At 73.8% G+C, this 12,644-nt stretch carries 12 protein-coding genes; 8 read left to right on the top strand and 4 right to left on the bottom strand.

The window, feature by feature from the left end; genetic code table 11:
- Positions 1-156: 156 nt before the first annotated feature.
- The 5 genes from murJ (at position 157) to B4K29_RS08800 (ending at position 5,749) form a co-directional block, all read left to right on the top strand.
- Positions 157-1,809 (top strand): murein biosynthesis integral membrane protein MurJ, encoded by a 1,653-nt coding sequence (murJ, locus tag B4K29_RS08820; protein ID WP_286967089.1) that lies wholly within the window; start codon positions 157-159, stop codon positions 1,807-1,809.
- Between the two features lie 25 nt (positions 1,810-1,834).
- The gene (locus B4K29_RS08815) at positions 1,835-2,923 is read left to right on the top strand and encodes a glycosyltransferase (RefSeq protein WP_286960971.1); all 1,089 of its coding nucleotides are present in this window, start codon (positions 1,835-1,837) and stop codon (positions 2,921-2,923) included.
- A gap of 67 nt (positions 2,924-2,990) precedes the next feature.
- Positions 2,991-4,673, top strand: a complete 1,683-nt coding sequence (locus B4K29_RS08810) for a CTP synthase (protein WP_286967088.1) — start codon at positions 2,991-2,993, stop codon at positions 4,671-4,673.
- A gap of 6 nt (positions 4,674-4,679) precedes the next feature.
- A complete protein-coding gene (locus B4K29_RS08805; protein WP_286967086.1) occupies positions 4,680-5,354 on the top strand; it encodes an NUDIX domain-containing protein in 675 nt (224 codons plus the stop codon).
- Complete coding sequence (locus B4K29_RS08800) at positions 5,351-5,749, top strand: YchJ family protein (protein WP_286967085.1); 399 nt, start codon at positions 5,351-5,353, stop codon at positions 5,747-5,749. Before B4K29_RS08805 ends, B4K29_RS08800 begins: the two co-directional genes overlap by 4 nt.
- A gap of 49 nt (positions 5,750-5,798) precedes the next feature.
- Here the strand turns inward: B4K29_RS08800 and B4K29_RS08795 are convergent, their stop codons facing one another.
- Positions 5,799-6,392: a TetR/AcrR family transcriptional regulator gene (locus B4K29_RS08795; protein WP_286967084.1), complete on the bottom strand. Its 594-nt coding sequence runs from the start codon at positions 6,390-6,392 to the stop codon at positions 5,799-5,801.
- 103 nt (positions 6,393-6,495) lie between these two features.
- Here B4K29_RS08795 and B4K29_RS08790 point away from each other — a divergent pair, with 103 nt between their 5' ends.
- Positions 6,496-8,010, top strand: coding sequence for an MFS transporter (locus B4K29_RS08790; RefSeq protein WP_286967083.1), 1,515 nt, complete (start codon positions 6,496-6,498; stop codon positions 8,008-8,010).
- Between the two features lie 125 nt (positions 8,011-8,135).
- Here the strand turns inward: B4K29_RS08790 and B4K29_RS08785 are convergent, their stop codons facing one another.
- Positions 8,136-8,765: a cation transporter gene (locus B4K29_RS08785; RefSeq protein ID WP_286967082.1), complete on the bottom strand. Its 630-nt coding sequence runs from the start codon at positions 8,763-8,765 to the stop codon at positions 8,136-8,138.
- A gap of 95 nt (positions 8,766-8,860) precedes the next feature.
- Between B4K29_RS08785 and aspS the strand changes: the two genes are divergently transcribed.
- Positions 8,861-10,705 carry an aspartate--tRNA ligase gene (gene aspS, locus B4K29_RS08780; protein WP_286967081.1) on the top strand — a complete coding sequence of 615 codons (1,845 nt, stop codon included), beginning with the start codon at positions 8,861-8,863 and terminating at the stop codon, positions 10,703-10,705.
- Between the two features lie 5 nt (positions 10,706-10,710).
- Entirely contained in the window at positions 10,711-11,319 is a 609-nt protein-coding gene (locus tag B4K29_RS08775; RefSeq protein ID WP_239265878.1) for an HAD family hydrolase, read from the top strand.
- Between the two features lie 80 nt (positions 11,320-11,399).
- Here the strand turns inward: B4K29_RS08775 and B4K29_RS08770 are convergent, their stop codons facing one another.
- Together B4K29_RS08770 and B4K29_RS08765 are read right to left on the bottom strand one after the other, a co-directional pair.
- The gene (locus tag B4K29_RS08770) at positions 11,400-12,209 is read right to left on the bottom strand and encodes a GNAT family N-acetyltransferase (protein WP_286967080.1); all 810 of its coding nucleotides are present in this window, start codon (positions 12,207-12,209) and stop codon (positions 11,400-11,402) included.
- Positions 12,210-12,353: 144 nt separating this feature from the next.
- The coding region (locus B4K29_RS08765) for a hypothetical protein (protein ID WP_286967078.1) at positions 12,354-12,644 on the bottom strand (291 nt) is incomplete at its 5' end.

Raw genomic sequence — 12,644 nt, 5'->3', positions numbered from 1 at the left:
CGGCACGGCGGTGGTCGCCGGGTGCCGGCTCCCCGGGAGGGCCGCGGCGCTCGCCATACTGACCGGTCTGGTGCTGGCCAGCGAGCGGGTGAGCTTCACCGCTGTGATCGAGGCGAGCCCGGTGCTGCGCGCCGTCGACGCGTGGGGCCGCGCCACGTGAGCGCCCGCGCGGTGCGGGGGATCGCGGCGGCCAGCGGACTGATCGCCGTCCTGACCCTGCTGGCGCGGATCGTGGGGTTCGGCCGGTGGCTGACCTTCTCCGGCCAGGTCGGGGCGGGGTGCGTCGGCACGGCCTACTCCGCCGCCAACACCGTGCCCAACGTCCTCTACGAGGTCGCCGCCGGGGGAGCCCTGGCGGCGGTCGCGGTGCCCGTCGTGGCCGGCTACCTCGCGGACGACGACCACGAGCGCGCCGACCAGGTCGTCTCGGCCCTGCTGGGCTGGGCCTGCGTGATCCTGGTGCCCCTCGCCGTCGTCCTGGCCCTCGTGGCGGATCCCGTCGCGGGCTTCCTGCTGCCGGACGAGGCGTGCGCGTTGCAGCGGGAGCTGGCCACGCGGATGCTGTGGTGGTTCGCCCCGCAGATCCCGCTCTACGGCATCGGCGTCGTCGCGGCGGGAGCCCTGCAGGCCCGCCGGCGGTTCGCCTGGCCCGCCCTCGTCCCCCTGCTGTCCAGCCTCGTCGTCATCGGCGCCTACGTCGCCTACGGCCGTATGGCGCCCCCCGGCGCCACGGGCGCGACGCTGCCGGACGGGGCCCTGGTGGCGCTCGCGGGCGGCACGACGCTCGGGGTGGTGACGCTGAGCCTGCCGCTGCTGATCCCCTTGTGGCGCAGCGGTGCTCGGCTGCGCCCGACCCTGCGGCTGCCCGACGGTGCGGGGCGCCGGGTGCGCCGGCTCGCCGCCGCCGGGATCGTCGCCCTGCTCGCCCAGCAGGCCGCCGTGCTGGCGACCGTGTGGATCGCCGACCACCGCGGCGGGACGGGCGTGCTCAACGTCTACCAGTACGTCCAGGCGGTCTACGTCCTGCCCTACGCCGTGCTCGCCGTGCCGGTGGCGACGGCGGTGTTCCCCTCGCTGACGCAGGGTGGGGGAGAGCGCGCGCCGGTCGCTCCCGAGGTCTCCGCCCGCCTGTCGCGCTCGGTGCGCGTGGTGGCGCTGTCGGGCTCGCTCGGGGCCGCCGTCCTCGTGGCGGCCGCACCCGCGGTCGGGCGGTTCTTCGCCGCCATCGACGCCGGCCGGCACCACGGCCAGGGGCCCGACCTCGTGACCACCGTCGACCTCGGCCTGACCGCGTTCGCGCCGGGGCTGCTCGGCTACGGCCTGGTCGCGCTCCTGACCCGCGCGCTCTACGTCCGTGGGCGCCCGTCCGTCGCCGCCGGCTGGGCGGCGGCCGGGTGGGCCGTGGCGGCTCTCGTGCCGTTCGCCCTCACCGCCGGGGACGCGACCGCGGCGTCCACGATCACCGCCCTCGGGGTGGCGAGCAGCATCGGGATGACGCTGGCGGGGCTGGGGCTGCTCGTGGCCGTGCGTCAGGCCTGGGGGACCGGGGCCACCGCCGGGCTGTCCAGGGGGGTGGCCGGAGCCGTCCTCGCCATACCGCTGGCCGGCGTCGCCGGGCGGCTCGTCGCCGGCTGGTGGCCCGACTCGAGCGCCTCGGGCGCCGGGCACATCGCCGGGCACGTCGCCCTCGGTCTCGCGAGCGGGGCGGTCGCGCTCGCCGTCTGGGTGGGTGTCGCCGCCGTCACCGATCGCGCGGGCGTGCGGTCGCTCGTCGGCGCTGTCCGGGGGGCGGTTCGTCGGGGCGGTTGATCCCCGTTCGTGGTGAACTACTGCCATGCGCATCCTCCTGGTCATGGGTACGAGCTCCGGCGGCATGGGGCGGCACGTCCACGGACTCGTCCAGGGTCTCGTCGCCCGTGGGCACGACGTGATGGTCGGGTGCCCGCAGTCGGCCGACGAGCTGTTCGACTACAGCTCCACCGGCGCCCGCGTCGTCCACCTGCCCATCTCGGACCGGCCGCACCCCGCCAACGACCTGCGCGCCCACCAGACGCTGCGGGCCCTCATCGACGGCGCGGACGTCGTCCACGCGCACGGGCTCCGCGCCGGGGCCCTGTGCTCCCTGGCCCGCACCGGCCACCTGGCCCCGCTGATCGTGACCCTGCACAACGCCACGCCCGACAGCTCCTGGCTCGGCGGGGTCTACAACACCCTCGACCGGCTCGTCGCCAGCAAGGCCGACCTGGTCCTCACGGTCAGCCGTGACCTCGAGGAGCGCCAGCGCGAGCTCGGCGCCCGCCGCGTCGAGCACGCCGTCATCCCGGCGCCCGCGTTCTCCGGGGCGCGCACCGACCGGGCCACCGTGCGGCAGCAGCTGGGCGTCGACGACGGCACCACCCTGGCCGTCGTCGTGGCCCGCCTCACCACGCAGAAGGGCCTGCCCGTCCTGCTCGACGCGGCCGCCCGGCTCAAGGACAGCGGGATCCGCTTCGTCATCGCCGGCGAGGGCCCGATGCGGCACGACCTCGAGACCGACATCGCCGAGCGCGACCTGCCCGTGCGGCTGCTCGGTGACCGCCGCGACGTGCCGGACCTGCTCGCCGCCGCCGACCTCGTCGTCAGCTCCGCCAACTGGGAGGGGCAGCCGCTGGCCCTGCAGGAGGCGCTGGAGGCCGGCGCCGCCATCGTCGCGACCGACGCGGGCGGCACCGCGGCGGTGGTCGGGTCGGCCGGCGTGCTGGTCCCCGTCGGCGACGCCGAGGCGCTCGCGGACGCGGTGGCGCGCGTGGCGCAGGACCCCGCCGAGCGCGAGGACCTGCGGGCGCGTGCCCTGGCCCGGGCCGAGGCGCTGCCCACGCAGGACGACGCGATCGACGCCGCCCTGTCGCAGTACTCCCTGTGCGTCGAGGACACCCGCCGCTGAGACGCCGGCGGTCGTCATACGGCCTGTCGTCCCGAGGTCACGGAATGATGACGTACCATCGAACTCCGTGGTGGACACCAAGCACATCTTCGTGACCGGAGGCGTTGCCTCTTCGCTCGGCAAGGGGCTCACGGCCTCCAGCCTCGGACATCTGCTCCGCGCTCGTGGTCTGCGCGTGACGATGCAGAAGCTCGACCCCTACATCAACGTCGACCCCGGCACGATGAACCCCTTCCAGCACGGCGAGGTCTTCGTCACCGAGGACGGGGCCGAGACCGACCTGGACATCGGTCACTACGAGCGCTTCCTCGACGTCAACCTCGTCGGGCGCGCCAACGTCACGACCGGCCAGGTCTACAACAACGTGCTGGCCAAGGAGCGTCGCGGGGAGTACCTCGGCGACACGGTCCAGGTGATCCCGCACATCACCAACGAGATCAAGGACCGGATGCGCGAGCCCGCGACGCTGGGCAAGGACGCGCCGGACATCATCATCACCGAGATCGGCGGGACCGTCGGCGACATCGAGTCGCTGCCCTTCCTCGAGGCCGCCCGCCAGGTCCGCCACGAGATCGGCCGCGACAGCAGCTTCTTCCTCCACGTGTCGCTCGTGCCCTACCTCGCCCCCAGCGGAGAGCTCAAGACCAAGCCCACGCAGCACTCCGTCGCCGCGCTGCGCCAGGTCGGCATCCAGCCCGACGGACTGGTGCTGCGGGCCGACCGCGAGATCCCCGAGGGCATCAAGAAGAAGATCTCGCTCATGTGCGACGTCGACGCCGAGGGCGTGTGCGCCTGCGTCGACGCCCCCTCCATCTATGACATCCCCAAGGTCGTCCACCGCGAGCAGCTCGACGCCTATGTCATCCGCCGGCTCGGGCTGAAGTTCCGCGACGTGAGCTGGAAGGACTGGGACCAGCTGCTGCGCCGCGTCCACGAGCCTGCTCACGAGGTGGAGATCGCGCTCGTCGGCAAGTACATCGACCTGCCCGACGCCTACCTGTCGGTGACGGAAGCGCTGCGCGCCGGCGGCTTCCACCACGACGCCCGCGTCGCCATCCGCTGGGTGGCCTCCGACACCTGCGAGACCCCCGAGGGTGCCCAGCAGGCGCTCGGCGGGGTCGACGCGGTGCTCGTGCCCGGGGGCTTCGGCGTGCGCGGGATCGAGGGCAAGCTTGGCGCGCTGCGCTGGGCCCGAGAGCACAAGGTCCCGACGCTGGGCATCTGCCTCGGGCTGCAGTGCATGGTGATCGAGCACGCGCGCAACGTCGCCGGCATCGAGGGCGCCTCGTCCTCCGAGTTCGACCCCGAGACCCCGGCCCCCGTCATCGCGACGATGGCCGAGCAGAAGGCCTTCGTCGAGGGCGCGGGCGACCTCGGCGGCACGATGCGCCTGGGCGCCTACCCCGCCAAGCTCGCCAAGGGCTCCGTGGTGGCCGGGGCGTACGCCACGACCAAGGCCAGCGAGCGCCACCGGCACCGCTACGAGGTCAACAACGCCTACCGCGCGCAGCTCGAGGAGGCCGGGCTCGTCTTCTCCGGCACCTCGCCCGACGGCTCCCTTGTGGAGTTCGTCGAGCTCCCGCGCGAGGTCCACCCCTACTACGTCGCCACCCAGGCGCACCCGGAGTTCAAGAGCCGTCCGCACCGCGCGCACCCGCTCTTCGCCGGCCTGGTCGGCGCGGCCCTGGAGGCCCGCGGGATCGAGGTCGCGGCCTCCGCGCCCCGTCGTTTCGCTTCGGACCGGGCCTGAGACCTGATGGGCGACAAGGACTTCCGCGGCGAGCCGAGGATCGCCGGCACGGAGCTGCAGGACCGGCGGGAGCCTCGACCGGTAGTGGCCTCCCGGGTCCTGCACGAGGGGCGGGTCTTCGACCTGGTCAGCGAGCGGGTCGACCTGGGCGAGGCCGGGGAGGTGGAGCGGGAGTACCTCCGACACCCGGGTGCGGTGGCCGTGGTGGCCCTGGACGCCGACGAGCGCGTCGCCCTGGTCCAGCAGTACCGCGTCCCGGTGGGGGCCCTGGCGTGGGAGATCCCGGCCGGTCTGCTCGACGTGGCGGGGGAGGATCCGGCCGACGCCGCACGCCGCGAGCTCCTGGAGGAGGCGGACCTGCGTGCCGAGTGCTGGGACGTGCTGGTGGACTACTGGACGACGCCCGGCGGCAGCGACGAGGCGATCCGCATCTACCTCGCGCGCGACCTGTCCCTGGTCGCCCCGGAGGAGCGCCACGAGCGCACCGCCGAGGAGGCCGGTATGCCGACCGCCTGGGTCGCCCTGGACGAGGCGCGCGACGCGGTCCTCGCCGGCCGGGTGCACAACCCCTCCACCGCCCTGGGCCTGCTCGCCGCCTGCGCGGCCCGCGACGCGGGGTGGCGCACCCTGCGACCGGTGGGTGACGCCTGGCCGGACCGGCCGCGGCCGGGGGCCCGATGAGCGGGTCCGCCTTCGGGGTCGCGCGCCCGCCCGCTCTCGGGGAGTGCCCCTGCGGCTCGGGGCGCCCCTACGAGGACTGCTGCCGGCCACTGCACCTGGGCCGTCGGGCCGCGGCCACCCCGGAGGAGCTGATGCGCTCGCGCTACTCGGCCTTCGCGGTGGGCGACGGGGACTACCTGCTGCAGACGTGGGACCCCACGACCCGCCCGGCCGACCTGCGCCTCGACGGTGACCGCTCCTGGGCGGGCCTGGAGGTGCTGCGCGCCGAGGGCGACCAGGTGGAGTACCGCGCCACCTCGGTCGTGGCCGGACGGCGCCAGGTGCTGCACGAGATCAGCAGCTTCCGGCAGGTGCTGGGCCGCTGGGTCTACGTGGACGGCGACTTCCCCGACTGAGCGGGCGCCGGGGGCGCCCGGGCTCCTCCGCGAGGGGGGCGACGGCTGGTCAGGCTCGGGGCAGGCTCTGGGTCAGGGCGCGCGCGGCCGCGACCGTGCACCGCACGACCACGTCCTCGGGCAGGCCGGCGTCCAGCTGGCGGAAGCCCGCGTCCAGCAGGCCGGTGGTGAGCGCCACCGCCATACGCACCTCGTCCGCGTCGTCCAGCAGGCCGCGCCAGGCGTCGACCAGCGGGGCGAGCACCCCGTCGTGCGCCCGCGCCGCCACCGCCTCGACGGTGGGGGAGGGGGTGCTCGTGCCGCCGGCGCTCGCGAGCCACTGGTGGCCCACGGTCGAGGACTGCTCGAGGTTGACCCGCACCCACGCGGCCACCTGCTCGTCGGGCGGGGTCTGGGCGAGCCCGTCGTGGACCGCGGCGACCCACCCGGGCAGGTAGCGGTCCACCACCAGGGCCCGCAGGTCGTCGACGGTGTCGACGTAGCGGTAGATGCTGTTGCGCGCGATGCCGGCGGCCGAGCTGACGGATCCGGCGGTGAGGGGGCTGTCGGGCGACTCGAGCAGGAGCTTCTCGGCGGCGTCGACGAGCCGCTGCTGCACCTGGGCGCGGTGCTCGGCCACCGAGGGGGCATCGATCTTGGGCACGGGACCTCCTGTCCGAGACACCATGTCGCCAACTTGCCGACATGGTGTCTCCAAGCATATCCTGATCCTTGATGGCGACACCCCGTCCCCAAGGCTGTGAGGTATGACGATGAACGACGTAGCACCGGCGCGGGCGACCCGCCGGCAGTGGCGCGGGCTGTGGGTCCTCGCCGTGGCCCTCGGGATGATCGTGCTCGACGGCACGATCGTCGGCGTGGCCCTGCCGCAGATCGTCCAAGGGCTCCACCTGGACCTGACCGACGCCCAGTGGGTCAACTCGCTCTACTCGGTCGTCTTCGCCGCCCTCCTGCTCGTCATGGGACGGGCCGGCGACCGGCACGGACGCCGCCGCCTGCTGCTCGTCGGGCTCGTCCTCTTCCTCGCCGGCAGCGTCCTGGCGGCAGGCGCGGGCAGCGTCACCGCCCTCCTCGTCGCCCGCGCCGTGCAGGGCGTCGGCGGGGCCATGGTGCTGCCCGCCACCCTGTCCACGGTCAGCGCGACCTTTCGCGGACCGGACCGGCCCGCCGCCTTCGGCATCTGGGGCGCGGTGATGTCGGGCGCGGCCGCGATCGGCCCGCTGCTCGGCGGCTGGCTCACCGACGTCGCCAGCTGGCCGTGGATCTTCTGGGTCAACGTGCCCGTAGGCCTCGCGGTGATCGTCGGGACCTCCATCCTGGTCGACGAGACGCGTTCCGACGAGCTCGACCACGGCATCGACCTCCTCGGGACCGTGCTCAGCGCCGCCGGCTTCGGGCTCACGGTGTTCGGCATCATCGAGGGCAGCGACCTCGGCTGGTGGACACCCAAGCAGCCGCTGCACCTCCTCGGCCTCACCTGGCCCACCACGGCGACGGTCTCCGCGGCCCCCGTCGCCATCCTCCTGGGCCTGCTCCTCGTCGCCGCCTTCGTCCTGCGCGAGGCCCGTCAGCGGGCGCGCGGCCACGTGACCGTGCTCGACGTGGGCCTCTTCCGCCTCCCCAGCTTCGCCCTCGGCAACCTCACCGCCACCCTGGTCGCCGCCGGCGAGTTCGCCCTGGTCTTCGTCCTGCCGCTCTTCCTGGTCACCGCCCTGCGGCTGACCATGATGCAGGCCGGCCTCGTGCTTGCCGCGATGGCCGTCGGGGCCTTCCTCTCCGGTGCCTCCGCGCGGCACCTCTCCGCCCGGATGGGCCCCACCCGGGTCGTCGTCCTCGGCCTCGCGCTGGAGGTCCTCGGCGCCGCCGCGACCGCCCTCGCGGTGGGGGCCAGCGCGTCGGCCTGGGTCGTGGCCGCGTGCCTCGTGCCCTACGGCCTGGGCCTTGGGCTCGCGTCCGCCCAGCTCACCTCCACCACCCTGCGCGACGTGCCACCGGCCTCGTCCGGCGCGGGCTCGGCCACCCAGAGCACCGTGCGCCAGCTCGGCTCGGCGCTCGGCAGCGCCCTCGGCGGCCTGATGCTGTCGACCTTCCTCGGCACGAGCGGGCGCGGCGGCGCCTTCGGGGCCGACCCGGCGACCTTCGCCCACGCCGCCTCCGCAGCGGTCTGGGCCGCGAGCGCCATCCTGCTGGTCGCGCTCGGCCTGTCGGTGGCCCTGGACCGGGCGGCCCGCCGACCCGGGGCCGACGCTACGGCCGCCTGACCGGCCGGGGCGTCCGGGGGACAGCAGAGCGGGGCCCGAGGAGATCCTCGGGCCCCGCTCTGGCGTCTGCAGGAGACGTGGTCGACCGATCGTGGCACCGGTCGGACGTCGGGTGGCGCGTCCGGTCAGTCGCCGATCTCCTCCCCGGCCAGGGCCTTGGCGGCGACCCGCTCGTCCTCGGCGACCTCCCACACCTCGTGCGCCGCCGTCACGTTGACCGCGATGATCACCACGCCCAGCACCACGTCCGGCCAGCCGGAGCCGGTCCACGCGGTCACCAGACCCATCAGGATGATCGCCGCGTTGACCAGCACGTCGTTGCGCGCGGCGAGGAAGGCCGCCGCCGTCATCGACCCGCCCGCGTGCCGGTGCCGGGCGAGGACCCAGGTGCACAGCCCGTTGACGAGCACGGCACCACCTGCGGTCACCACCAGCAGCGCGACGTCGGGTGCCTCGGGGTGGCGGAACTTCGAGAACGCCTCCCACGCCGCGGCCAGCGCCGGCACGCAGATGATCGCCGCCATGACCTTGCCCGCGCGCGACCGGGCGCGCAGCGACCAGCCGAGCGCCAGGGCGATGAGCAGGTTGACCACCGTGTCCTCGAGGAAGTCGACGGAGTCCGCGATCAGCGAGACCGACCCGATCGCCAGCGCCACCCCCGCCTCCACGAAGAAGTATGCGAGGTTGAGGGCGGCCACGAGCAGCACCGTGCGGCGCAGGACGGTGGGGCTGATGGCTGGGGGCGCGGTCGGCATACGGCCCATTGTCGTTTAGCGGGGGAGGGGTGAGTCCGTAGGATGGCGAGGGCGCGCCGACCCGCGGCGCCCAGCCACACAGAACAGGAACCATCGTGCTTCGTACCCACGAGGCGGGCACCCTGCGTGCCAGCCACTCCGGACAGACCGTCACGCTCACGGGCTGGGTCGCCCGTCGGCGCGATCACGGTGGAGTGGCGTTCCTGGATCTGCGCGACGCGAGCGGCGTCGCCCAGGTCGTCGTCCGTGACGAGGTCCTGGCGGCGGGGGACGCGCACGAGCTGCGCAACGAGTACGTCGTCAAGATCGTCGGCGAGGTGCGCGAGCGGCCCGAGGGCAACGCCAACACCGACCTGCCCACCGGCGAGATCGAGGTCGTGGCCGGCGAGATCGAGGTGCTCAACCCCTCTGCGCCGCTGCCGTTCCAGATCGACGAGCGCGTCACCGTCGGCGAGGAGGCGCGCCTCAAGCACCGCTACCTCGACCTGCGCCGCCCCGGGAGGTCCGCCGGTGCCGCGCTGCGCCTGCGCTCCAAGGTGTCGGCCGCGGCCCGCCGCGTGCTCGACGAGCGCGACTTCGTCGAGATCGAGACGCCGACGCTGACGCGCTCGACCCCCGAGGGTGCCCGCGACTTCCTCGTGCCCGCCCGCCTCGCCCCCGGCAGCTGGTATGCCCTGCCCCAGTCGCCCCAGCTGTTCAAGCAGCTGCTCATGGTCGCCGGCATGGAGCGCTACTACCAGATCGCCCGCTGCTACCGCGACGAGGACTTCCGCGCCGACCGCCAGCCGGAGTTCACCCAGCTCGACATCGAGATGAGCTTCGTGCAGGAGGAGGACGTCCTCGAGCTCGGCGAGGCGCTCGCCAAGGAGATCTGGGCGCTCATCGGCGTCGACCTGCCCACGCCCTTCCCCCGCATGACCTACGCCGAGGCGATGCGGCGGTTCGGCTCGGACAAGCCCGACATGCGCTTCGGCAACGAGCTGGTCGAGTGCACGGAGTTCTTCTCCGACACCACCTTCCGCGTGTTCCAGGCGGAGTATGTCGGCGCCGTCGTCATGCCCGGTGGCGCCTCGCAGCCCCGCAAGCAGCTCGACGCCTGGCAGGAGTGGGCCAAGCAGCGCGGTGCGCGCGGGCTCGCCTACGTCCTCGTCGGCGCGGACGGCGAGCTGGGCGGACCGGTCGCCAAGAACCTCACCGACACCGAGCGGGCGGGCCTGGCCGCGCACGTCGGCGCCCAGCCCGGCGACTGCATCTTCTTCGCCGCGGGGGCCACCAAGTCCTCCCGTGCCCTGCTCGGGGCCGCGCGCCTGGAGATCGGGCGGCGCTGCGACCTGATCGACGAGTCGGCCTGGAGCTTCCTGTGGGTCAACGACGCGCCCCTGTTCGAGCCGACCGCGGACGCCGAGGCCGCCGGTGACGTCGCCGTCGGCGGAGGAGCCTGGACCGCGGTGCACCACGCGTTCACCTCGCCCAAGGCCGAGTTCCTCGACACCTTCGACACCGACCCCGGCCCGGCGCTCGCCTACGCCTACGACATGGTCTGCAACGGCAACGAGCTCGGCGGCGGGTCCATCCGTATCCACCGTCGCGACGTGCAGGAGCGGGTCTTCAAGGTCATGGGCCTGTCACAGGAGGAGGCGCAGGAGAAGTTCGGCTTCCTGCTCGACGCCTTCGCCTACGGCGCACCGCCGCACGGCGGCATCGCCTTCGGCTGGGACCGGATCGTCATGCTGCTCGGCGGCTACGACTCGATCCGCGACGTCATCGCCTTCCCCAAGTCGGGTGGCGGCTACGACCCGCTGACCGACGCGCCCGCCCCCATCACGCCGGAGCAGCGCAAGGAGGCCGGGATCGACGCCGTCAAGAAGCCCGCGTCCGACAAGGCCGCGTTCGACAAGGCCTCGCTGGACACGTCCGCCGTCGCGCCCAAGGAGTCCTGAGCCGTATGCCGCAGGGCAACCCCATCGAGGTCCTGCTGCTCGACGCCGACGGCGTGCTGCAGTACATGCCGAGGAGGTGGGCCTCCGCCATCCTCGGCGATCCCACCTGGCCCGGGATCGAGCGCCTGCTCGAGGTCGAGGCGCCGTTCCTCGACGGCCGCCGCCGCGAGGGCTTCCCCGAGGCGGTCGCCCAGATGCTCCGCGAGGACGGGTCGGCCATCACCCCCGACCAGTTCTTCGGGGCGTGGTCCGAGATCACCGCCGAGGAGTCGGCGCTCGAGCTCGTCCGGCAGGTGCAGGCGCGGGGCGTGCGGTGCTATCTCGCGACCAACCAGCAGTGGATGCGAGCGGAGATCATGCGCGGCGGCAAGCTCTACGACGAGCTCGACGGCGGCTACTACTCCTACGAGCTCGGGGTCAAGAAGCCGGACCCGGCCTACTTCGACCACATCGTCCGCGACCTGCGCGTCCAGCGGGACCGCGTGCTGTTCGTCGACGACACGTGGCCCAACGTCGTCGGGGCCCGGGCCGCCGGGATCCGGGCGGTGCACAAGCCGTATGCCGCGGGCGTGGCCGGCCTGGAGCGCGTGCTGCGCTGGCACGGCGTCCTCTGACCTCGGACTCGCAGACCCGCCGCGGGTAAAGGCATCAGCCTGGCGAACGACGGCCGGTCGATGCCTTTACCGGGGGCGGGTCAGCTGCAGGCGGACTCGCGGCCCGCGCCGGATCCGTCGGGGGCGAGCACGCTGCAGCTCCACCAGGCCTTGTCGGTGACATAGCCCATGGAGTGGTAGAGGCTGCGGGCGACCACGTTGTCGGCATACATGCCCAGGGTCACGACCGGTTCCGTGCGCAGGAGGTCGCGGGTCAGGACCGCCGTCGTGGCCCGGCCGAGGCCCTGCCCACGATGGCTGGAGGCCACGATGATGCCCGACAGGTGGGCGGCCCCGGACGAGAGCCGGTGGACCGCCGCGCACGCCACGATCCGACCCCGGTCGTCGCGCACACCGACCCAGCGCTCGCTGCGCCCCGTGCCCGGGTAGCCCTCGGACAGCGGGTTCTCCCGATCGGCGAGGTCCTGCAGCTCGGCGGCGTCCGCGAGGTCGTCGAGGGGGACGACCCGAGCCTCGGCATCGGTCGGCGGGGGAGGGACGACCGTGGCCATCCAGTCCCAGGCCGAGCCGTCGGCCGTGCCGATCCTCTCGGTGAGCACGTCCGCGTGCTGCTGCTCCACGGACACGTGATCCAGGGTCACCGCCAGCACGCCCTCGGCGATCAGCCGGTCCAGGAGCCGCCCGAGGTCCTCGCGAGGGCCCCACGTCGCGAGGTTGCGGCGACCGGAGTGGCTGCGCCGCACGAACGCCACCGCGCCACCGAGCACCCACCCACCGTCGAGGTGGGCGGGGACGGCATACCGGGCGAAGCGGTCGTGCGGACCAGCGATGGCGCTCAGCTCCGCTCGCGTCGCGATGGTGCGCACGGCTTCCTCCCTGATCCCGTCCATGACCCGACCCTGACCCCCCGACCCGCGACCCCCGGCCCCCGACCCCCGACCCCCGACCCCACAGATCGTGAGGGTCTGGTCCACGATTCTTGGACCAAACCCTCACGATCATGGTGAGCCGGGGCTCATGGCGAGCAGGGGCCGCTACCAGCCCTGCTGCCTGTTGGCGTTGTCCGCGGCCGCGCGCGCGTCGGCGACGCTGTCGCTGTCACCGGTGCGTGGCTTGAACGTGCGGGCGGACTGCCGGTTGGGGTCGTCCGCGTCGTCGCCCAGGCCCACCTTGTCGGCGACCTTGTGCAGCAGCCCGCCGAGCCCACCCTGCCCCTCGGAGGCCCGGGTGGCGCCGTCACCGCTGCTCGTGCCGCCTGGCAGGTCCGAGTCGACCTCGGCGCCCGTGGCCACGAGGACCTCGGGGAAGTGGCAGGCGCTGCGGTG

The sequence above is a fragment of the Arsenicicoccus sp. UBA6765 genome, from assembly GCF_002453335.1.
Lineage (GTDB): Bacteria > Actinomycetota > Actinomycetes > Actinomycetales > Dermatophilaceae > Arsenicicoccus > Arsenicicoccus bolidensis.
The sequence above is the reverse complement of the archived record's forward strand: the minus strand, read 5'-3'. Positions and strand labels throughout refer to the sequence as shown.